The sequence below is a fragment of the Serratia sp. DD3 genome (assembly GCF_000496755.2).
The window spans coordinates 92,894-115,726 of record NZ_AYKS02000112.1 but is presented as its reverse complement, the minus strand read 5'-3'; the positions used below and the strand labels follow the sequence as shown (position 1 = coordinate 115,726).

The 22,833-nt window shown below is 49.2% G+C and carries 13 protein-coding genes and 2 pseudogenes; 1 reads left to right on the top strand and 14 read right to left on the bottom strand.

Features of this window, described 5'->3' with window-relative positions; translation table 11 throughout:
• From IO95_RS21200 to IO95_RS25715, 11 genes and pseudogenes are all read right to left on the bottom strand, one after another.
• Positions 1–625: pseudogene (locus tag IO95_RS21200) on the bottom strand (hypothetical protein); the annotation flags it as partial.
• Positions 626–628: 3 nt separating this feature from the next.
• Positions 629–883: a PAAR domain-containing protein gene (locus IO95_RS21195; RefSeq protein WP_023492886.1), complete on the bottom strand. Its 255-nt coding sequence runs from the start codon at positions 881–883 to the stop codon at positions 629–631.
• Positions 884–949: 66 nt separating this feature from the next.
• Complete coding sequence (locus IO95_RS21190; RefSeq protein WP_037387073.1) at positions 950–1,429, bottom strand: hypothetical protein; 480 nt, start codon at positions 1,427–1,429, stop codon at positions 950–952.
• 3 nt (positions 1,430–1,432) lie between these two features.
• The gene (locus IO95_RS21185) at positions 1,433–2,191 is read right to left on the bottom strand and encodes a hypothetical protein (protein ID WP_037387070.1); all 759 of its coding nucleotides are present in this window, start codon (positions 2,189–2,191) and stop codon (positions 1,433–1,435) included.
• Positions 2,188–2,943: a hypothetical protein gene (locus tag IO95_RS21180; protein WP_037387067.1), complete on the bottom strand. Its 756-nt coding sequence runs from the start codon at positions 2,941–2,943 to the stop codon at positions 2,188–2,190. Before IO95_RS21180 ends, IO95_RS21185 begins: the two co-directional genes overlap by 4 nt.
• Positions 2,940–3,686 (bottom strand): hypothetical protein, encoded by a 747-nt coding sequence (locus IO95_RS21175; protein WP_037387065.1) that lies wholly within the window; start codon positions 3,684–3,686, stop codon positions 2,940–2,942. Before IO95_RS21175 ends, IO95_RS21180 begins: the two co-directional genes overlap by 4 nt.
• Positions 3,687–3,705: 19 nt before the next feature.
• Complete coding sequence (locus tag IO95_RS21170) at positions 3,706–5,820, bottom strand: DUF3274 domain-containing protein (protein ID WP_023492314.1); 2,115 nt, start codon at positions 5,818–5,820, stop codon at positions 3,706–3,708.
• A gap of 4 nt (positions 5,821–5,824) precedes the next feature.
• A complete protein-coding gene (locus IO95_RS21165) occupies positions 5,825–8,329 on the bottom strand; it encodes a type VI secretion system Vgr family protein (RefSeq protein WP_023492313.1) in 2,505 nt (834 codons plus the stop codon).
• Between the two features lie 22 nt (positions 8,330–8,351).
• Positions 8,352–9,005, bottom strand: a complete 654-nt coding sequence (locus tag IO95_RS21160) for a DotU/TssL family secretion system protein (protein ID WP_023492312.1) — start codon at positions 9,003–9,005, stop codon at positions 8,352–8,354.
• Between the two features lie 190 nt (positions 9,006–9,195).
• Positions 9,196–9,414, bottom strand: coding sequence for a putative zinc ribbon protein (locus IO95_RS26560; RefSeq protein WP_369794397.1), 219 nt, complete (start codon positions 9,412–9,414; stop codon positions 9,196–9,198).
• Positions 9,398–9,544, bottom strand: a complete 147-nt coding sequence (locus tag IO95_RS25715; protein ID WP_160165632.1) for a hypothetical protein — start codon at positions 9,542–9,544, stop codon at positions 9,398–9,400. Before IO95_RS25715 ends, IO95_RS26560 begins: the two co-directional genes overlap by 17 nt.
• A gap of 401 nt (positions 9,545–9,945) precedes the next feature.
• On the opposite strand from IO95_RS25715, the gene dsbG reads away from it, so the two are divergent.
• The gene (gene dsbG / locus IO95_RS21150) at positions 9,946–10,701 is read left to right on the top strand and encodes a thiol:disulfide interchange protein DsbG (RefSeq protein ID WP_023490297.1); all 756 of its coding nucleotides are present in this window, start codon (positions 9,946–9,948) and stop codon (positions 10,699–10,701) included.
• Between the two features lie 53 nt (positions 10,702–10,754).
• Here the strand turns inward: dsbG and IO95_RS21145 are convergent, their stop codons facing one another.
• The 3 genes and pseudogenes from IO95_RS21145 to IO95_RS26555 form a co-directional block, all read right to left on the bottom strand.
• Positions 10,755–11,342, bottom strand: coding sequence for a hypothetical protein (locus IO95_RS21145; protein WP_023490296.1), 588 nt, complete (start codon positions 11,340–11,342; stop codon positions 10,755–10,757).
• Between the two features lie 146 nt (positions 11,343–11,488).
• Positions 11,489–19,972, bottom strand: a complete 8,484-nt coding sequence (locus IO95_RS21140; protein WP_369794396.1) for an amino acid adenylation domain-containing protein — start codon at positions 19,970–19,972, stop codon at positions 11,489–11,491.
• Positions 19,973–20,023: 51 nt separating this feature from the next.
• A pseudogene (locus IO95_RS26555) lies at positions 20,024–22,819 on the bottom strand (amino acid adenylation domain-containing protein); the annotation flags it as partial.
• Positions 22,820–22,833: the final 14 nt, after the last annotated feature.

The following is a 22,833-nucleotide window of genomic DNA, read 5'->3' as shown; positions in this document are numbered from 1 at the left end:
GAATGCGGTTGGCGGAAAGGGGCCGCCCCAGCAAGGCGTGCCAGGTTTGCACTAAAGCCTGGTGGCACGCCTCTTCCGGGTGAGCGGCAGCCGATAACCAGATATCCACCACCGGCAAGGTTTTCAGGGCCGGTTGCAAGGGCTCCAGCAGTGTCAGCAGCCCCTGGCGCAGGGGGGACTCCCCGAGCCGGTCTGTACTATCAACCGGTAAGCGCAACGTGATGGCAGGGGACTCCGGTACCGTGCCACTCAGGCCGAGAATACGCAACATCAGCTCGGGTTGCGGCGTGACCAGATGCCAGGCAGCCAGCTTCAGGCTGCGGCGACCCTGTGTCATCCAGTGGGCTTTTTTACGGTCAAGGAACAGATGCCGCCAGGCAATTTCGCGGCACTGATGCAGCAGATGGCTCAAGTAGAACAGGGCCAGCGCAGCGGCAGTCAATAGCGGTGCGGCCAGCAGCCAGAACCAGAAGCGTAGATTGGCAAAACCGCGATCAATCGGCCAGGTAAACAGCAACACCAAACCGGCGAAAGCGACACAGACCAACGGCAGCAGTAGCCATAACCACCAGGCGGGGAATTTGGGCGGTGCGTTACGCGCCATCTGTGGCAAAATCCATTGCATCAGTTACTGTACTCCTGCGTTGGGCAAGGTGGAGCGCAAGACACAGCCACATTGCGCCTGGCAACCATCAATAATCACCGCCTTGCCGGACATGATCCAGGTGGGGTGCCCTTCGGTCACGGCAACCTGACCATGTTGTGGGCAGGAGACCTGATCCCCCACCAACATCACATTCTTGCCATCGAACAGCGGCCCGGAAGCCGTAGCAACGGTACCACCGTGTGAATGGGGATCGCCAAGGCGAATAACTCCACGCATGATCCTCTCCTGAAATGAGTGGTTATTGGCCTAGGGATAATATTAGGGTTACCATTTTTTGTTTACTCACTCATTCACGGTTTCAAATGCAGATAAGGCTGTTTCAGATAACGTATCTGATACTTTTACCACACCATAGACGTTCGACTGAAAACCAGCCATGACCATTAATACTAACGGCGTATCAATTTTGCGTTCACTAGAGTAATTCTGTGATACATCAGAGACGTTATAGGTCTTATCTTTATTCGTCGGTGCGAGAAGACCAATACCTTTGAGAATGACACTGCATTCAGGTAATTGGTCTCTAATTAGGTCTTCTTTTTTGGGGATCATCACCGCTAGGACTTGAGGGGAACTTTCAGCAACAGTTATTGCCGCGACATATTCATCAACATATTGTTTTTTAATGTAAATAAATCCATTATCTTCAACTTTATAAGTACCCTGTAAGGGTGGGCAGGCGGTTCCGGCACTTTTTATTCCACAGCCAGTTATGATGACCGATAGCAATGCAACGATGAGTGGTCCGATTAATTTTTTCATTCTCTATTTTCCTTGTTGTGATGCAGGTAACCCTAAAACCGGGTTGCACTGCATACGGTCCCAACCGCGATAGTTTTTCACTTCGGGCACTTTATTCGGGATGTTTTGCCAGTTAGGTTTATAGGCAAAAATCGTCCATGGGTCAGGGTCGTTAACTGCATTCCAAGAGATATACGCCCTTCCCCAATCCAGCCCAGAGGAACCTGGCTTTAAGCGAGCATGCTGTGTGGAACCATCATAATCACGATAGGTGTAAGGGATGCCAGTACCACCCGGTTGCAGTCGCGGATCATCAAAGGGTTTGGAGCTCATATAGAGGTCACCGGATTTGGTTTGGATAAAACCTTGGTCGTTAACGACGGTGAAGGAAAGAATATCGTCAGGTGAAGGTTTCCTATCTCCATAGCGCTTTGCCCCCCCTCCAGGCGTATATCTGGCTAAATACCATGTCTGTCCATAGTCTTTTGAAACGAAAAAACCGGCTCCTTCATACATAGTTACAGCTAGATATCGCTCTGAAGGGTGACGATAGGGTTTGGTGAAAATACGGTAAAATTGAGAAGTAACTTCACTGTGAATATTGCGCTGAGTGTCGGTATACCAAAGTGCCCCTTCGCAGTTAAAGCCCACCAACTCCAAATAGCGATGGTCGTCAAAGCGATACACTACCTGGGTTGGTGGCGGTTGGTTGACCGTGACCGCACTACAGGCGGTTAACGCACTGAGTGTGGTGATAAACACTGCGGTCACTATCTTCTTCATTGCTTCTGCCCTGATGCCGGTAACCCTAAATCCGGGTTGCACTGCATATGATCCCAACCACGATAGTTTTTAACTTCGGGCACTTTATTGGGGATATTTTGCCAGTTAGTTTCATAGGAAAAGGTTGACCAACCGGAGTCCATCTGAACAGAAGCCCAGGAGGTGTAATTTTTACCCCAGTAACTGTTATCATCGGTACCATTATATCTTGGTCGGAGGTGATGTTTTTCTCCTTCATAGGTATAGTCAATGCCTGTACCGCCGGGCATCATACGCGGGTCATCAAAAGGCTTGGAGCTCATATAGAGATCGCCGGATTGGGTTTGGATAAAACCTTGGTCGTTAACGACAGTGAAGGAAAGGATGTCATCACTTTCAGGATTTGAAGCCCCATAACGTTTCGCCCCCCCTCCAGGCATATATCTGGCTAAGTACCATGTCTGTCCATAGTCTTTTGAAACGAAAAAACCGGCTCCTTCATACATGGTTACAGCTAGATATCGCTCTGAAGGGTGACGATAGGGTTTGGTGAAAATACGGTAAAATTGAGAAGTAACTTCACTGTGAATATTGCGCTGAGTGTCGGTATACCAGAGTGCGCCTTCACAGTTAAAGCCCACTAACTCCAGATAACGGTGATCGTCAAAACGATACACCACCTGCGTTGGTGGCGGTTGGTTGGCCGTGACCGCACTACAGGCAGTTAGCGCACTGAGTGTCGTGATAAGCATTGCGGTCACTATCTTTTTCATGACTTCGACCCTGATGCCGGTAACCCTAAATCCGGGTTGCACTGCATATGATCCCAACCACGATAGTTTTTAACTTCGGGCACTTTATTGGGGATATTTTGCCATTTGGGATTGTGAGCACCAATGTCCCAATGGTCAGGTCCATCTACAGCGTTCCAAGAGATATATTCCCTTCCCCAATCCAGCCCTGAACTACCGGGCATGAGCCGATCATGTTGTGTTGAACCATCGTAGTCACGATAGGTGTAAGGGATGCCAGTACCACCCGGTTGCAGTCGCGGGTCATCAAAGGGTTTGGAACTCATATAGAGATTGCCGGATTTAGTTTGGATAAATCCTTGGTCGTTAACGACAGTGAAGGAAAGGATATCGTCACTTTCAGGGTTCGTGTCTCCATAACGCCTTGCTCCTCCACCAGGAGTATAGCGAGCACCTTGCCAAGTTTGCCCATAATCTTTCGAAATATAAAAAGCTGAGCCTTCATACATAGTTACTGCTATATATTGTTCTGATGGGTGGATATACCGTTTTGTGAAAATGCGATAAAATTGAGAAGTTACTTCACTGTGAATATTGCGCTGAGTGTCGGTATACCAAAGTGCCCCTTCACAGTTAAAGCCCACTAACTCCAGATAGCGATGATCGTCAAAACGATACACCACTTGAGTGGGGGGGGAGCTAGGTGCGGCATAACAACCTGTTAGTACAACCAGCCCGATCAACAAGGTTAGTATATTTTTCATTTTTATCTGTTCCTTTTGCTCAAACCAGCGGTTTTGGTGGTTCCCATTGCACAACGTCCACCATTTGATTTTCACTATCCTGTTTGCTACCCGGCTTAACACGCTGACGGGGGCCGTAGTCATTGACTACTCCAAATTCTTTATCGGTTGGAATACCATGTGGTAATTCAGGTTTGTTCATCAGTTGCTTGAATTCAGGAGGTAATATCCCTTTTTTGTAATAAATTTTGACTTTCTCTAGTGGATTTAGATCCCCACGTCGCCAGTCTGCTTGCAGTAGTAAGCTTTCCCAGAAATCTTTATTTTCAAATGCTTTGTTTTGACCAATCGCCAAGTCATAAACCATGGCCATTCTTGGTGCAAAAGTGCTGCGGACAATGGATGAGTGCTGGCTATAAGAGGATGGTACTTTTAGTGCCTCATTTAGTTCGTCATCAGTCATCCGGCGGCGCAGGGTTATCTTTTGGAGTGGACTATTATAATCACCAGTCACTCTGGCATCGATCACCTCGATATTATTGGGGGATAGGCTTTCTATCTCTTTTATCTGGGTAGGGTCCAGTCGTCGCCCGTCGTTGAGATAACGAAATTGCGATGAGTTGGGGATGTCTATCGTTTCGCTGATCAACCGTTCTGCTTTCATGGCAGCCTTGGAGATATAGATATCATTATCAGCCAGATCGTACTGATATCTATTCTTGCTGTTCTGGCCTTGCAGCACAAAAGTAAAAGAGACCGGCAGTAGCGGGGCATTTACCGTGATATCGTTAAAATTCCATTTGGCATCTTGCAGTGGTATTGCCGGGTCGTCCTTACTGGCGGGCGGCATAGCGAAATGGTAACCAGTTTGTTCACCCACTTTGGCCCCTTTACAGAAAGCCCGCTGATTAAAATTATCCCCTAGTTGGCTGCGTACCTTATCCGGCACCCCATGCCAGCCCATACCTTGAACCGGCAACATGGAAACCACCTGGTCATTAGGGCAAAAGTAGTTGTAGACCATACCAAAGTTATTGCGGGTGTAGCGGCTATCCCCCCAACGATTAACCCGGTGTAGACAGGTGGTGTCATCCAGTTTTTTGATATAAGCCGCATCGTGAGCTTTACCACCGTTATAAAGTGCATTGGTTGCCATCAACTTACAAAAATTTGCCAGAGTCTTTTGCCGAGCCTGACTGGTTTGCTGATTACCCGGCTGAACGTTTTCCAGCTTGCGGCTTTCCAGCGAATAGGGGGAGTGATTCAGGATGACACAATCAGCAGGCTCCAGCCCCTCGGCTTTAACCCACATATTGGCCAGTAGGGTAATAATGGTCCCCTGGCTATGAGCCACAATATTGATAGTATCTCTCTTGGATGGCTCGTTGCGTCTGATAGCAATAATCAAATCTGCCAGCCGCCGGGCGGCATAAGCCTGGTAGATACGGTGCGGGTTGTTGTATATCGGGTGGCTCCAGTCCCCGCCGTTCATTGCGGAGCGGGAGAAGGCTCCCACGACAGTTAATGCTGCACCACTAGCACCCGGGCCGAACATATCTGGGATGTTGGTAGTGGCATTGGCAAAGGTGCCACCGCCTTTGGCAAAAGCCGGATCGAGCCAGTTATTAAGATTATCCAGATTCTGATTATCGTGTTTCTTGATTATTTTGGAATCATTTTGCTGGTAAGTATCATAGGGTAAATCAGCATCCTGCTTCTTTTTTATTAGTTCATCGCGGTAGCGTTTTTGGTCAGCAGTAAAGGTGGTGTGATCCACCGGCTTATAGCCCCAATAAAAGGGGATAATCGGTGAGCGGTTAACCTCACCCACACAGTTCTGGTCGGATATTGAGCATGTCTTGAACGATATGTTGCCATCGACATCTGAAATCATAAATTCATGGGGTTTCCACTCATGGGGGTGGAGATCGTAACGGCCCAAGCGGTCATTTAGCCCGGCACAAATCCCTTCATCCTGATTTTGATAAGCTTCCCCCACATCGTTAACCCCATGCACCAGAATAACAATGCAGGGCATAGGCCGATGAACGCCGCAACGTTGATTGACCATATCGCCGGCTTCACAAGCTACGCCGATATCATTACTGGAAACACGCCCCTCTGTACGAATGGGTTTTTTACCTGCTACCGCCATGTTGTTATTTCCTTATTATCTCAAGTGCCACTTTTTCCAGCTCATTCATGGTGAGCAGTGGTGACTGCCCGAGCTCATCGGTGACACCTTCTAGCACCGAACCATCCTTCCGATGGATACGGAAAGCCTGGTTTTTCAATACCTGCTCAGGGTCGCCATCGGCATGAAGAATATAACGACGTACAAATTCGCCCTTGTTAAACGATGGCATCGCTTGATTCACACTTTCCCCCCCTTGATAGACCAGGTTTGGTGTCTTTTGCACAATACGCGTCGGGCCAAGCTCTTCAATCACGCCATTTTTGATACGGATACCGGCTCCGCCGCACATCAGTAGCAGCTCTTCTTTGGCATTGAGCACAATACGCCCATTGGTGCTGCTGATTTGCATATCGGCAAAAGAGGTCAGTTCCATCTGGTCTTTCTGCGCCTGGATCTGCACCCGGCCAGCGGCAGCAATCAGTTTCAGACCGAGTTTGTGGGCGAACAGCGAAACCATTTGACCCGCAGCAACAGAAAACTGGCGAAAGACGCTGAAGCTGGCGTCTTGACCGGCAGTGGCAATCAGGTTTTCCCCCGCAGTTTGTTGCAGTGATTGTGGGGTGGTTTGGGCAATACCAGCCTCACCATGCATCACCACACCGGGCTCTTTTAATGTATGGAGTGCGGTGGCCAGCGCTTGCTGCGTGCTGGTGCTGACTGGCGATGCATCGGCAGTTTGTGCCGTCTGCTCAAGGGTTTTGGCCAGCGCCAGTGCTTTTTCAAGCTGTTTAATGGTAGCTGCCATGTCCAGTTGCTGGCCTTCCGCTTTGGGGCTGGCCTCACTGGTGAGCAACACACCTTTGGCACCACGCACGGCAAGATGGGCATCGGTACGCAGTTCACTGCCTTCACCACGCAGATTTTGCTGTTTATCCACCAAGTGGCCGAGGTTCAACTCACTGAGGCCGGAATGCGGGGTGCTGAGTTTGATAAACTCATGCTCCCGCCAGTCATCCATCAACAGCGTATTTTTTGCCGGGGTCAGCAGGATATTGCGTTTGTGGTTCTGCTGGGTGACATGGTCCTCGTGGCGTGAGTCATGCATCACGTGCGCTATGAAGGGGCGGTCGATATCACCACTTTCAAACCCCACCATCACACCGGTGCCGTCTAACAGCGGCCAGTGAAAACCGTATTCCCCCCCGGCATAGGGTTTGGCCAGGCGCACCCAGCAGCTCTCAAAGCCTTTTTGCCACTCCCCCTGATCCAGGTCGAAGCGAATACGGTAGCGCCCTTGCTCATCAATGTGCGAGTAAATGTCGTTTTCATCAGTACTGGAAACCCGTGCGGGCAGGTTACCACTGACGGTGGGCCAGGGGAGTTCTTCTGGCCGCCAGGTGGTGTTGGCACTCCATGGAATGGCATTGAAGGTAATAAAATAAGCACTGTCACGGGCAATATTTTTGCAACTGGTGGAGACAACCAGCAAGCCATCCGGTGCATCCGGCCACACCTTGCCCGGGGTGGTGATAATCATGCCGGGGCGCAGCGCCATACAGTTGGACTTGCCTTCAAAGGTAATCAATCTACTGAGGTGGCGCTGTTTGCGAATATCGGCGTACCAGATCCCTTGGCCGGGTTGTTCCTGGTAGGCTTTCCCCGCCTCTGGGTAATGCTCTGCCCAGCGATTGTCACTGGCCCGTAAGGCGCGATACTCCTCACTGGTGGTGACTGCTGCCTTCATATCGCTTTGCGCATCACGGTAGTTGTCATCGTTGACCCCCACCTGTTTAGGGATCGCCGAGCGGTTTACCTGCATGTCCCACACTGACTCCTGCCCGCCATCAAATAACCCGGCCGGGTGGCGATAAGGAATGGTAGGCCCGCTGATCCAGCCACGCGAGTGGTCAGTCAAGACAATGACATCTTCATTGCTCTCTTCATCATACTGGCGATAAAAGGTGACACCGGCATCCGCCAGGCGGCGGGCCACATGGGTATAATCCGATTCCTGGTACTGTATGAAAAAATCGTGCAACGGATACTGGGTGTTGAGTTTGAAGGCAAAACCCAGTTTGTCGATCAGGTGATTGCCAAAAGTGTTTTCCGTCATGCTAATGATGCTGTCATTGAGGAACACCGCACTGTTGCGCCCCTGGGCCATGCGGGCCATTTTGTGTTCCAGCACCGCGACATAGCGGGTTTCATCGGCGGAGGTGTTGCATTGGCGGAACTGGGTGATGATGCCGGGAATAATACGCGGGGTCAGTTTCTGAAACGGTTTGCCATCGGGGTACATCAGCAGTTCGGCGGAGTAGTTGATAAGCAGATTGGCAGGAATATCGGCGGTGGCACTGGTGAACTCAATTTCATAACGCGGGATTTGGCTAAGGGCTTCGGTGCCACTGAATTTGAGCACCGAAATCTGAATATCCGGGCGTTCCCGGTTAAGTTTTTTCAGCCTGAGTTGATAATGGTTGTATGCGCCGTATTTACCACTCTCAATGATGTAGTCCACTATGCCCATCAGTTTTAATCCTTTATTTCGCTTACTGCGTCAGTAAAAACAATCGAGCACCTGCCCATGTGCCGACAGTGAGCAGCACCAAGGCCGTCATCAATAACCAGGGGGAGCGCCATAACGGGATTTCACGTTTTCCACGGCTGATGACTATGCTGTTGGGGTCATGAGTGCCAGTGGTTTGCGGTAATAACTTTTCCAGTTGCCGAATGAACGACATGCGCTCGCGATGGTCTTCGGTGTGATATTTGCCCTTGTAACCGAGTAACAGCATCCGGTGATAACAACTCACCAGCGCTACAGAAGGCGAGGGGGCTTGCAATAACGCCTCGATATGTTGATAGAACAGGTCACCCCCGTTGGTATGCCCGAGGAAATGCCCCTGCAACGGCGTGAGTTCCAACCAGACTGAAACATCGGTATCAGGCTGATTCATGATGGTTTCATCGAGGAAAACACAATGGGCAAAGCGGATTTCATCAATCACAGATGCGGGTGCGTTGGCCGCCGTCAGCTTGTCTTGTACCTGCTGAACCCGTTCCATACACTGGCGGTGTAGTTGCTGATCCACTGTGACCGATTGACCATGGCTAATCGTCAACGCGAGCAGCCAAGTATCCAATAAAAGTGCATCAAGAAAATCAGCCGTATCGATGTATTGCTCTTCCTTGTTAGGTATCACGACTGCCTGTCCTGAATATTAATATGGCTTATGAGTGTATTCCGAGCAACATACATTATTCAAGTCAAATAGTTAGAAGATTCGGGCTGGGTCACGGTAAGTGAGATTGGGGCTGCTGGGATTGGAGTGCGAACCGTTAATGGTATAGCTGATGGTCCAGGTACTCTATAACTTCGGCTCGCGATGGGAACTATTTTACCTTACTATTTTTTTGCAAGAGCCAGTTCGGATCCCGCAACCTCAACGCAGTGGTGTAGAGGTGACCTTTGCAATAGGGGCAGATTTTTTTCCCTAGATAGATGTGGTTACACAATACGCAGTATACATTAGGTTTGCCTAATGTAGCTGTATCAGGGGGCTTTGGTGTAACGCAAGGCTCGGTATGTTTTGTATCAGGCGATAATGGCAGTGTTGGGCTGTATCGATATCTGCACGTTCCAAATCGTGCTGGAAATATCGCCCTTCGGTATGCGTGACGTGTCAGCCTGGGTCAGTTCTCCGTGGGTATTGCAGGCTTCGCGTAGTTCTTCAAATTGCATGATGCAGATCCTTGTAGGGACCATTTATTATGCTTAAAATTCAGCGAATTAGATGATTATGGCGCGTCGAAACTCTACCTGATTCTACCCGGTTCAACCCACATCAACTACTATCTGTTGGTATACAGTAAGGTAAATCCAGGTATTCAAATGGTTCCTCTGCGAGATAAATGGCGACTATGGATAACATTAATAATGCTAAACGCGTTTTAGATGAAAACACCAAAGTGCTGTACGGTATCTTTGGTATCATTGATGCTTCTGGCTATTTTCCCCCTTTATGATTTTTGGCCCGACAGCACACGTGATGTTTTATCCCCCAGGTTGAATAAAGAGGATTCACTTCACGGACTCAGAAATGCAGGTTTACTCACCTCACCACTATTAAATAAGAGACCACAATGAAAACGTCTTTACTCGTCTGCACGCTCTTGTTGCTCAGCCTGACAACACAGGCACAAACGACTAATGTGCCAGAACCGATCAAGCAAATTGAGAAGCAAGGCATTGAGATTATTAAACCCTTTACCGCACCAGGTGGAGTGGAAGGCTGGCTTGGCAAGCATCAGGATACGGGGGTGACCTTGTATCTTACGCCAGATAAAAAGCATGTTATTGCTGGTTATCTTTATGATGATAAAGGTAATAATCTCAGTGAGAAAATTATCAATCAAGAAATTTATATCCCCGCTGGTCGTGAAATGTGGCAACGACTAGTGAATATGCCAGGCATTAAAGAAGGTAATGAAGGGGCTCTCTGCCATGCAGTGGTCTTTTCCGACGTTTTTTGTCCCTACTGCAAAAAATTCTGGCAACAGATACAGCCTCATCTGAAAGAGAATAAGATTAAAACCACCACGCTGCTGGTGGGCGTTATTCGCCCAGAGAGTGGTCAATATGCGGCTGCGGTGCTTGCGTCAGATAATCCACAAAAAACCTGGAGCGATTTAGAGAGTTCGAACGGCAAAATAATGCCGACACTGAAAAGTACGCCCCCGGAGGTCTTCAAACAAATTCAGGCTAATCAGCAAATTATGGAGCAGTTAGGGGCTAGTGGAACGCCAGCAATCTATTATCTGAATAAAGATAATGTGCTACAGCAAATCCTCGGTTTGCCTGATGCAGAGCAGATGGCAAATTTAGTTGCCTGCCAATAGTTAGTGTTTTTCACATCGGGCAACCGCCTTCAGGTGGCTGCCCGCCTAAAAAACTAGAGCGCTAACAATCTCTCTAATGCAGTGGTCGGTTGCTCTTGTTTGCTGAACCCCGCACGATACCAACTGGTGCCGGTCTCGCTGGTTACTTCTTCCAGTGACCATGTTTGGCGTGCCACAGCGACCAATATTTTTCCTGTCTCAATACACTTAAGCACCAGCCACACCGCAACAAATAGGCCGATGGGTAATACCCACGGATTAGTGGTGTGGAAAAGTTGCACAATCAACATCAACAATGTGGCAGCCTGAATTAGCCCTTTAAGCATAAAAGCCCGAAAGAAAAATGCTTGCAGGTGTGTTTGAATAGCAAAACAGGGGTTAGTCAAGACACTGCGGTTTTCCTGTACCGGGATGCCCTGCACATAGACCGTCCATTGAGACAGTTCTTTGGGGATCACCACCAAACTTTTTTCTTTCAATTGGTGTAAGCGAACAGAAATACCCACAGGGATAACCAATCCTACCAATAGAAAATAAAATATCGGGGCATTGATACCAAAAAAGGCCAAACCAATAGCCAAGACCACCAGCAAAAAAATCTTTCCTGAGTAGAACCACAGTGGTGCTATTTGATAATTCATTGATTCTCCTTACTAACAACCGTTAATAGTTAGCATCTAATTCGAGTGACTTGTAGACGGCAAGGGATGGAAGCCCTAGGAACCTAACCGATTAAACAGGGTGAGCCTCATTCATGGGCTCACCCTGCAGGTCAACATGCGTTTTGTCAAACGACCATCGAATGATGTTGGTTGCATACCACGCTGCGAATCTCACTCACACGATCAAGAATATTGTGATGATTGCAGGCTAACGGGATAATATTCAATTGGTCACACACCGCTGCTAGACCATTATCCTCAATACACTTTATCAGTTGATCTCCAGCCAAGGATTGATAGTAGGCAGACATTTGGGTGGCCTTGAACAGCGTAACCTGGGTATGCCGTAATCGCCCAGAAATCTCTCCTCGGCCAATGGCATTCTCCGCCTCTTCGGCGACCAACGCCCGTATCGCCGCCTCCCCATATACTCCTAACTCTGCCAGCATGTTTTTACGCAAGTCCGGTGTAGCCTGATAATCAACCTTGACCTGATAGAAACTGTCTAACAAGTAAAGCTGGATATTCCTGATGCCACGGGCCTCTAGCATGGCGGCAATCTCCAGGGCAATCACCCCACCCAAAGACCAACCCAACAGTTGAATCACGGGTTGTTCTAGCAGCCCTTGCTGCTCCATTTTAGCCAGATAGTAGGCGGCTACGGTGGACAGTTCGGTCAATTGCTGCTCGCTGTGATAAAGGTTGTAGTTATCCACCCCAAAGCAGTTTACCTCCCCTTCCAACGCCTTGGCGAAATCGAGATAGGCTTCACACCCTACTAAAGCAGGATGAATCATCCACAGGCTGTCGGCCCCCCGCTGGTAACGGTTAATTCGCTGAACGGGCTGATAGTTTTCCACTGCCAACATGCCTCGGATAGTGCGGTATTTAAACAGTTTCACCACTGGTACGGTTTCAGACAATATGCTAGACATTTTCTGGCACAGCGAAATTGCCAGAATAGAACTCCCCCCGCAGGCAAAGAAATCATCGGTCACACCGATGACCTCTTGTTGCAATATCTCTTGCCACAAAACGCACAATTGCTGCTCTTGTTTTGTTTCTGGCGCTACATACTGACGACGAGTATCCATATCAACTGGCAAGGGCAGTTGTTTGCGGTCTATTTTCCCGTTGGCATTAAGCGGGAACTCAGCCATAAAAATAAACGCAGCAGGGACCATATACGTCGGCAGATGTCCCTGAATCTGAGTAAGCAAACGTGAGTGATCCAACGGTGCATCGCTTACGTAATAAGCAATTAAGCGCTCTTGCTCACCGGCATCTTTCAATACTAAACATTGTTTGATGTTACTGACCGCCATTAGGGTATTTTCAATTTCGCCTAATTCAACCCGGTAACCATTAACTTTGACCTGATTATCAATCCGCCCGCAGAATTCGATATTGCCATCGTGCAACCAGCGCCCGAGATCACCGGTGCTGTAAAGCCGTTCTCCAGTGATTGGATGATTGATAAAACTTTCTGCAGTTCTCTCTGGATCGTTAAAATAACCCAGAGCTAAGCCAGCACCACCAATAAACAGCGTGCCTATAACGTTGGGCGGCACCGGCGCTAGCTGCTCATCCAGGATATAAAAGCATTGATTGGTTAACGCTTTACCGTAAGGGATACTCTGCTGAAATAGCGCGCCTTTCTCCACTTCATAGATAATCGACCAGATGGACACTTCCGTCGCCCCACCAGCACTGATAAAGCGGCAGTCAGGCGCCCAACGATGACAGCGCTGTGGTAGGTTCACCGGGATCCAATCACCACTTAACATGACGCGGCTTAAAGCGTTATTGCGCGCCAGCCCTTCACGTTCAATATATTGCATCAAGAGCTCAAACAACGCTGGGGCAGACTGCCAGAGCGTCACTCGGTACTCTGCCATCAGGTAGTACCAAGCCTCCGGCTGATAGCGTTGTTCTTCACTCGGGATGACCAAACGCCCTCCCGCCGATAACATGCCGAAAATATCATAGACCGACAGATCGAAACTCAGCGCACTGATGGCCAGCGTAGCATCACCAGGACCAACATTAAGACGATGATTGATATCGACAAGCGTGTTATTGGCCGCAGCATGTTGAATGGCCACCCCTTTCGGAACGCCAGTAGAGCCAGAGGTAAAAATAACATAGGCCAATTGCGTAGGGGCCACAACTTCGGCAGGGAGAATCACCTCTGTGGCCGGTAATGTAAGCGCTCGCCCATCTGGCGCAAGGCAAATTGTCGAAAACTCCTCCCGCTGCCAAGGCTTATCGGTAAGCACCAGGCGGCAATTCGCATGCTGTATGATGCTCAGCCTGCGACTCTCTGGCCATGACGTATCCATTGGCAAATACGCTCGGCCAGCCATCAGCACGGCAAGCACCCCCACTATTTGCGCTCGCCCTTTATCTATCACAACCGCAATAAGGTCTGAATGGCCAAAATTGCCTTGGCGGATCTGATTAGAGAGCGTCAGTGACCATTGATACAATTCACCATAGGTACAACTTCCCTGTGAATCGATCAACGCAATATCGTTCGGGTGTTGTTTGGCCCATGACATAAAGCCATGATGAATCCCATAGGCATATTCAGCAGCGGGTCTGGCCTCCACAGCAGGTTGCAGTAACTCACGTTGTTTCGCTTCACTTAGCAGGCTCAGGCTGGCCACGTTTGCCGCTGGCGTTTGCACCATCGCGCGTAACAACTGCTGAAAATGCTGCATAAAACCGTCGATCGTTTCTGGGGAAAACAACGCGCAGGCGTAATTAATATTTGCGACGAGCTGTGGTTGCCCATCTTCAATCAGCAGGCCTAAATCGAATTTCGCAACCTGGTAGTATTGCATGAGGTCAAGCGGAGTAAATAGCGACCTTTCCCCCTGTGTCTCCATCGCCTGTTCGACGCTGAACACTACCTGAAACAGCGGTTGTCTGGACAGATCGCGCTCAACATGCAAACTTTCAACCAACTTCTCCAATGGCATGTCCTGATACTCTTGACTGGCCACGGTATTGTTGAACACTTGGCGAATCATTTCATCGACCCGTAATTCAGGGTTAATGGTATTACGTAATACCAGTGTGTTAACAAACAGACCAATCAACGGTTCTATTTGAGAATGGGGCCGGTTGGCTACTGGCGCACCAATAACAATATCCTGCTGATGGCTGTATTTACCCAGCAGCAGAGTGAACCCAGTCAGTAATACTGCGTGGAGCGTTACGCCAGTCGCTCGGGCCAGGTTACGCAACTGCTCACTCAGTTCCAGCTCGATGTTTAATGAAACCGTTGCTCCGCGATGATCAAACTCTTTAGGTCGAGGATAATCCGTCGGGAGCTCCAATGACTGGTATCCTTGCATTTTGTCCAACCAGAATTGTTGACGAGCCTGGTTGCGCTCACTTCCCTGTTGGCTCTCCAACCACAACGCATAGTCAGAATATTGGATAGTCAGCTCAGGTAACGTTAGCGGCGTATCCTTGGCAAAGAAGGCATAATGCCCTTCAAGTTCAGCCAACAGTAGGTTGGCCGACCAGCCGTCAAAAGCGATGTGATGCACGTTGAGCAAGGAGAAACAGGTTACCCGCCCATCAGTCTCCCGGCGTTCGATCAATATATTGCGAATAGGATATTCTTTACGCAAATTGAATGGGCGATGAATGGCCGTTTCTAGTGTGGCTTCCCATTGGTCTGCAGCCACTTGCAAACGCTCCAGCGGTAACGGTTTCTGGTGCAGTAAAAACTCTGTGTCGCCCGACGCTGTATTTTGCACTATCGTGCTGCGCAGCAAATGATGGCGCGAGACCACCGCCTGCAATGCCTGCAGATAGGCGGCGATATTAATCTCTGCCCCCAGTTCGAACAGCACTGGAACCTGATAAAGATCACTGCCTTGCATCAGTTCATCAAGAAACCATAAACGCATTTGTGATGAGGATAGTGGATATTGCGTCTTCTTCTGTGCTGCGATTGGCCCTGCCGTATGCACCGCTGTCTGCTGTTTCAGGTGCTGGCAAAACTGTCGGATAGTGGGGTAAGCACTGAACATCGCGAAAGTCACTTCCCTTGCCAACGCTTGGCTCAGGCGGTTACAAAGGGTAATCGCCTGAATCGAATTGCCACCGCTACTATAAAAATTATCGTTGACGCCAACGCGTTCAGTACGCAATACCTCAGCCCATAAGTCGCAGCAAAGCATTTCCCACTCATCGCTTGGGGGCGTGTATTCTTTATGGCTCTCGCTCTGCCCAGGTATCGGCAGCGCTTTGCGATCAATCTTGCCACTGACGCTTAACGGAAAGCTCTCCAAGGCGATCACATCTGACGGACGCATATATTCTGGTAACGTCTGCGCCAACAGTTGGTGCAGGTAAGCGTTGTCCATCACTTGGCTGGCGGTGTAATACAGCAAAATCCGAGGATTCGTCTCAGTCACCAGCGCCACACATTGGCTGATTTCTGGCATGACGGATAAGGTACGCTCTATTTCGCCCAGCTCGATGCGATAACCATTGAGTTTGATCTGATTGTCGATACGGCCGAGGAACTCGATATCGTTATCTTCAAGCACACGCCCCAAGTCCCCAGTGCGGTAGAGGCGCTCACCGGTGGTGGGATGGAAAATAAAGCGCTCGCTGGTTCGCTGCGGGTCATTGAAATAGCCTTGTGCTACTCCCGCGCCCCCGATATACAATTCACCCGCCATTCCCTGTGGCAAGGGCTTGAGTTGCTCATCCAGAACATAAAGCGACTGGTTGGCCAACGTGATCCCAAGCGGAATACTTTGCTGGAATTGCTCAGTTTGCGCCACTTCATACATTGTTGAACAAACAGCAGCTTCAGTTACCCCCCAACAGTTGAAGAAACGACACTGCTCAGCCCAGGTAAAACAGCGCTGAGCCAATGTAGGTGGCACCCAATCCCCCCCTAACATCACTGCACGTAACGGTGAATCAGAGTCGCTGGCATAGTGCTCCACATGCTGGAGCAACAGGTCAAACAAGGCGGGTGTCGAGAACCAGAGAGTCACCCGATGCTGTGATACCAACTGATACCAAGCTTGCGGCTGATAGCGTTGTGCTTCTGTAGGCAGCACCAAACGCCCCCCAGCAGATAGCACGCCAAACAGGTCATAGACCGAGACATCAAAACTCAACGCGCTGACAGCAAAAATGGCATCGCCTGCACCGACATTCAGTTGCCTATTCATCGCTATAACGGTATTGGTGATCGCCGCATGCGAAACTGCGACGCCTTTCGGCACGCCCGTGGAACCAGAGGTAAAAATGACATACGCCAACGCTTCTGGATCTACCGGCTCTGGGGGTAAGAGAGGCTGTGGTAACGCTATACCTTCTGCTTTACCGGTACTATCCAACACGAGAGAGGTGAAAGCAGCATGCTGCCAAGGTTCATCACACAGGACGATCTCGATATCGGCCTGTTCAATGATGGTCAAGCGGCGTTTTTCTGGCCATGACTTATCCATCGGCTGGTAGGCTTTACCCGCCATCAACGTAGCCAAGATGGCGATCACCTGGGCTCGTCCCTTATCCATCAGAATAGCGACCAACGCCGAATGACGCCCTGCGCACTGGCGTATCTGGTTTGATAACACCAACGCTGCCTGATACAGCTCGCCATAGCTGCAACTGCCCAATGCATCGATAACTGCAATATCGTCTGGGTGCTTCCGCGCCCAATCCATAAAATTCTGGTGCAGGGCGTGTTGATAGTCAAACGGCGAATTGGCTACCGGCATGGGTTGCTGAACCATCCCACTGACTGGCAATAGGGGTAATTTATAATGCGGTACATATAAATGAGCTGGCAGAGAGCTCAACAGCGTGACCAGCAAGGATAACAGCGTATCGGCTTTCTGTTCGGTCAGATAGGGGGTGGCATACGCCAAAGAAAGCATTAATCCGTCTTCGGTAGTATGTGCCAACAGATTCAGGGGATAATCTGTTTTCTCGGCAGTAGAACGAATGCTCACCGGCATAGCCTGCATATCCACGCTTGGATAGTTTTCAAACACCAGCAACGTGTGGAATAGTGCCTCACCGCCATAGCTCAGTTCAGCCAGAGGTTGATAGCTGTATTCATCCAACTCATTCAACGAACGCTGAATGACCTGTAATTGCTGCAAACAGCTGTGATCGTTATCCCAATCCACCCTCAGCGGCAACGTATTGATATACAGACCAACGCTTTCCTCAATACCATCAATCGGCAGATTACGGCCAGATAGTGTAGTGCCAACCAAAGTGACTTCCTGCCGACTGTATATATGCAGAATTTTATGCCAGACAAACTGCAACATCACATTCAGCGTCACCCCCTGGTTCTGTGCAAGTTGCTGCAACGATGAAAATACAGCGGCAGGCAGCAGGCGCGTTAACAGGGTTTGTTCTGCGCTGGTGATACTTTTTGGCTCATAAGGCACGCTAAGCAGATAAGAGATATCATTTGCCTGGCATTGGTTAAGCTGGCGCTGTTGCCAATAGGCTCGGCTGTTTTCAGCCTGCTCCATATAGTATCGCTGTGCTTGCAGGTAGGTAATTTCCTGCTGCCGCTCAGGTTGCAGCCCTGTTTGTAATTGTTGGTAGGCAAGATGTACGTATTTTAACAATAACTGGCCGCTCCACCCATCGGTGATGCTGTGATGCACGGTATAAACCAGGCAGTAATGCTGTTCGCTAATCTTCACCAGTCGTAAGCGGAACAGGCCTGGTTGTTGCAAATCAAACGGCTGAGTGAGCTGTTGTTCACATAACTGCTCAAGAGCCAATGGCCACTCAACCTGTTGTTGATAATCAACATATTGCCAATCCATTGCCGCTTCTGCACAAATCACCTGCAACGGTTGCCACTGCCAATTAAAACAAGTACGCAAAATAGGGAAGCGCGCCATGGCCATTTCCCATGCCTGCCGATAGGCAGTAGGGTTTAGCTCGATAAGATAATCCAACACCATTTGCACCCGATAACTCGGATCGTCCGGTTGGCTAACTGCATGATAGATAAACCCTTGTTGTAAACTATTACAAGGGAAAACCGCTTGCGGTGTATAGCGTTGCTGTAATTTCTCCCATAGCGTTGTGGGCAGTTTATCGCCCATTATGCACGGTAACTCGTTATGGTTATCAATCAACTGATTGATTTCAATGGTGAATCTATGAGCAACATCCCTTAAGACCGATGCCGTCAGCATACCATCCAAGCGGAAACACAACTGTTGGTTCGCCACCCAGCTATTCAATATCAGCAGCTCGCGGTTGGTATTGTCAGGATGGCTGTTTTTCCCTGCGGGTTCAGCCAGCAGTTGCCATTCACCACCCTGGTCGGTAAATTGCCCCAAAAAGTTGAAAACTATCCCTGGGTTGCGCAAGGCTAGCGCGGACTCGTTGCCGCGATTACGTAATACACCGTAGCCTATACCATGGTTCGGTACTGCTTCGAGAGCGGAACGTACTTGGGCGATATCCGCCTGTGGATTATCCGCTAAGGTAAAGTTCACTGGGTACATCGCGGTAAACCAGCCAAGCGTGCGCCCGACATCCATTTGCCCGCAGGGTAAATCGCGCCCGTGACTTTCTAGCATCAGCGTATGGCTATTGCTATGGCTGTAATGGCGCAAGGTGCGTAACCATGCGGTAAGCAGCAGGTCATTTACCTGATCGCTCATTTGCATCAGCCTGCCAGTCACCACCGTATCCAGTTGCTCATAATGCAGGTGAACCTGATGACTTAACGCAAAATCACTACGGTAGTCGTGCTGGCGCTGACACTGTAAGTGCCAGTAATCCACTTCTTGCTTATCGACAGGTTTATAATCCAGTAAGGCATTCACCCACTGCCGATAGCTGGCAGACTTTAACCCCAAGTCTTCGCCAAGATACAAACGACGTAAATCCTCGACCAGAATGCGCCAAGACACCGCATCAATAATCAAATGATGACAAGCGAAGAAAATACGCGCAGAGCCATCCTGATAGCCATCAACGTAACCGAATTGCCACAAAGGGCCCTGTTGATAATCAAAATCACTCTGCCACTGACTGAACAATGCCTCCAATTCAGCATCAGACAGCGTGGCTCGGTGAGCACACCGTAACTGATGAGGGGATAATTCAGCCTGGTAATACTGATGGGAACCCTGCTGATCTAATGTAAAACGCGCTCGCAACATATCATGGTGAACCACCAACGTATTGATCGCCTGCTGTAAACGCCCCAAATCTAATTCAGGTACGCGGATCAGGAATGATTGATTCCAGTAATGACTCTGCTCAAACGCCTGATCGAAGAACCAGCGTTGGGTCGGTGACAAGGATATCGCCTGGCTAAGGTTACCCTGCTCAGGCAGCACTGCATCGGGCAAGGCCGCAGTGGTCAAATTATCCAGCAAAGCGGCAATAGAACGATATTGATAAAGATCTTGCGTGCGGCATGCCAAGCCAATCCGGCGCATTTCGGACACCAAGCGGATCGCGGTAATGGAATCGCCACCTAATCGCAGGAAATCATCATTGAGCCCAATGTCTTCAAGACCCATCACCTGTTGCCAAACGGCTTGCAACTGTTTTTCCTGATAGGTAGTTGCCATGCGATAATCACCACAAACTTGGCTGTAATCCGGTTCAGGCAGCGCCTGCGTATCCAGTTTGCCGTTGATGGTCAACGGTAGCGCCATTAACTGCACCAATACTGCTGGCACCATATAATCTGGCAACCGTTCAGCTAACTGACGTTTTACCAATTGATCATTGAGTGTGACCTCTGCGACATAGTAAGTAACGATACGTGGCGTCTCCTGCCCACGAACCACTACCGCACAATGCGCAACCGACGTCACGGCAACAAAGGCTTGTTCAATTTCACTCAGTTCAATCCGATGACCACGAATTTTCACCTGATCGTCGTTACGGCCAACATATTCCAGTTCACCATTCGGCAGCCAGCGCACCTTGTCGCCAGTACGGTAAAGCCGCTGAAATTCGCTTTCGTCCGCTTGTGCAAACGGATTGGCAATAAATTTTTCCTCCATCAGTTCGGGCTGGTTAAGATAACCCCGTGCCAACCCAAGCCCTGAGATACAAAGCTCCCCAGGCACACCGATGGGTAAGGGTTGCTGCTGGCTATCCAACACGTACAAGCGCACACCCGGCAATGGGCGCCCGATATTATTCGCCCCGTTGTGGCGATAAAGGTTAATAGAGACACACACGCTCGCTTCTGAAGGGCCATAAGCATTAAACAACTGATGCCCTTGCTGCGTGAAGTGGTCAAGGCACGTGAGAGATGTCGCTTCTCCCGCTACCACAATTTGCGATAAACAAGCTGGAATGTTCGGTTGAAGCTTTAATAGCGCTGGCGGCAAATGGGCAAAATCAATGTGATGACGTTCAATCAGCGCCAATAAGGCTGGCAGATCATGACGTTGCTCCTCGGTCGCCACCACCAGCGTATGGCCGCCACACAGCGGGATGTAGGTTTCCGCCACATGGGCGTCAAACACTACGGAGGCAAATTGCAGGCAGTTGCGCGCTTTATCGGTACCGCCGATCATCGCCTGAAAACCACGCACCATATTGAGCACCCCTTGGTGTTCCAGCAAGGTGCCTTTGGGCTGCCCTGTTGTCCCAGAGGTATAAATGGCATAAGCCAACTGATGAGGTGAGTGCTCGACAGGCAAAGGTGCATCACTCACTGCCTTGCTATTGACCAATGCATCCGGTACCCACAACGCTGCTGGTAACGCCATATCCTGTAGTTTTGCTTTTAAAGCCTGCTCAGTTATCAGCATTGGGCAATGACTATCCGCCAGAATATAGCTGATACGTTGCTTGGGCAGTTGAGGCTATAAAGGAATATATGCGGCGCCGGTTTTCATAATCGCCAGCATGGTAACGATCATCTCTACGCCACGGTTCAGGCAAAACGGGATCAGGGTGTCGGGGCTAATGCTTTTTTGCGCAATGCGCTGATAGTTTTCCGTGATACAGCGAGCAAGCTGGTTACTTTTTTGCTCCAACTCTAGGTAGGTCAGTTGTTGCTGCTCATCAACCAAGGCTATGCGTTGCGGGTATTTTTGCGCTTGTTCAGTGATTGCCTGGTGTAAAGTCCCTGTTGCCATCATCGCTTCCGGCTGCGGGGGATTCCAATCGATTAGCTGCTGGCGTTGTTGGGTTGGGGTCAGCAATGGAAAGCTCGCTAACGGTTTTTCGGGGTGCAACAGGACTTGGTTTAATAACTGCTGAAACTGCTCAGCCATCGCGGCAATCTGCTGTGGGGCAAAGCGTTCTGGCTCATAACGGATACGAAATGCGATATTATCGTTCTGTTCTTGATATTCCAAAACGAGCTCAGCGTTAGCCAGACTCTGGTCAAACCGATGATGACAGCGCGTTTGGCATCCCCTCAGCGACAGAGTCAACTCATTGAAATGTGCTTGGGCAAAACTGATGTTGGGTCGTATCCCTGTGCTTTTCAGCACTTCATATATCGGCCAGCGAGTAAAACGTAGCCCTGGTTTAGCTTTCAAATCGTGGTGGTGTGCCAAAGTCCGTTGATAAATATCAGCAAAAGTATCGTCTTGATGAACAAAAAAAGGGAATACTGCGGTATTCACCTGCGCGCCTAACCTCAGATGACTACCATTCTCCATCGAGACCGGGTAAGCAAGATGTACTGCCTCGCTTTGGCAATAACGGGCAATTAATAAAGCCCAAATAGTTTTAAACACCAAAAATGCATTAGTATGTTTTAAATTCGATTTAAGAACTTGCCATGTTTTAACTGGAAGATAGAACTTTACTTGTCGTTCAGTGGAATCTTCCCCAAAGTGCTGGATATAAGGAATGTCGTTCGTTTTAGGCAATCCTGCCAACGCACTTTGCCAAAATTCTGTCGGATTGGCAGTGGAGAGGTTTTTTAATTTAAACAGATATTCCTGAACCTTCTCCGAAAAAAAATTATCATTAACAATATGATTTTCCGTCATCAAATTGTCATTGTAATAATCCGACATTTCAGCATAAGCGTCAGCCACTGAAAGCCCATCAATAATCACATGATGATAGACCACGACAAACTCGTACAGATCTTTGTCTTTATCATGATAATAACCATAGCTAAACAGTGGGCCATTATTGAGGTCGAAAGGGCGCGCGGCTAATGCTGCCAAAGCTTGTAGGCTATCGCATTTTTCTAACTCTGTGACCAGCGTATGCGCATTTTTACGCCATAAAAGCTGACCATCCTCTTCAACCAAATGACTGTCTAATACAGGATACTTATTAATCAGATATTTAACGGCGCGCTCAAGTTTATTGATATCCAGTGACCCAGTAATAGTTTGGTCCATTATCATATTGTATTTATTTGACAATGGATCAAGTTGCCATTCTGTCCAAAATATTCTGGTATACGGTGATGCTAACTGAATATTCATTTGTAGCTCCTTGC

Excerpts from the sequence above, each read along its gene's own strand:
- IO95_RS21180 (WP_037387067.1), bottom strand. The coding sequence starts at position 2,943 with ATGAAAAAGATAGTGACCGCAATGCTTATCACGACACTCAGTGCGCTA.
- IO95_RS21170 (WP_023492314.1), bottom strand. The coding sequence starts at position 5,820 with ATGGCGGTAGCAGGTAAAAAACCCATTCGTACAGAGGGGCGTGTTTCC.
- IO95_RS21145 (WP_023490296.1), bottom strand. The coding sequence starts at position 11,342 with ATGAATTATCAAATAGCACCACTGTGGTTCTACTCAGGAAAGATTTTT.
- IO95_RS21195 (WP_023492886.1), bottom strand. The coding sequence starts at position 883 with ATGCGTGGAGTTATTCGCCTTGGCGATCCCCATTCACACGGTGGTACC.
- IO95_RS21185 (WP_037387070.1), bottom strand. The coding sequence starts at position 2,191 with ATGAAGAAGATAGTGACCGCAGTGTTTATCACCACACTCAGTGCGTTA.
- IO95_RS21140 (WP_369794396.1), bottom strand. The coding sequence starts at position 19,972 with ATGGCAACTACCTATCAGGAAAAACAGTTGCAAGCCGTTTGGCAACAG.
- dsbG (WP_023490297.1), top strand. The coding sequence starts at position 9,946 with ATGAAAACGTCTTTACTCGTCTGCACGCTCTTGTTGCTCAGCCTGACA.
- IO95_RS25715 (WP_160165632.1), bottom strand. The coding sequence starts at position 9,544 with ATGCAATTTGAAGAACTACGCGAAGCCTGCAATACCCACGGAGAACTG.
- IO95_RS21190 (WP_037387073.1), bottom strand. The coding sequence starts at position 1,429 with ATGAAAAAATTAATCGGACCACTCATCGTTGCATTGCTATCGGTCATC.
- IO95_RS21175 (WP_037387065.1), bottom strand. The coding sequence starts at position 3,686 with ATGAAAAATATACTAACCTTGTTGATCGGGCTGGTTGTACTAACAGGT.
- IO95_RS21165 (WP_023492313.1), bottom strand. The coding sequence starts at position 8,329 with ATGGGCATAGTGGACTACATCATTGAGAGTGGTAAATACGGCGCATAC.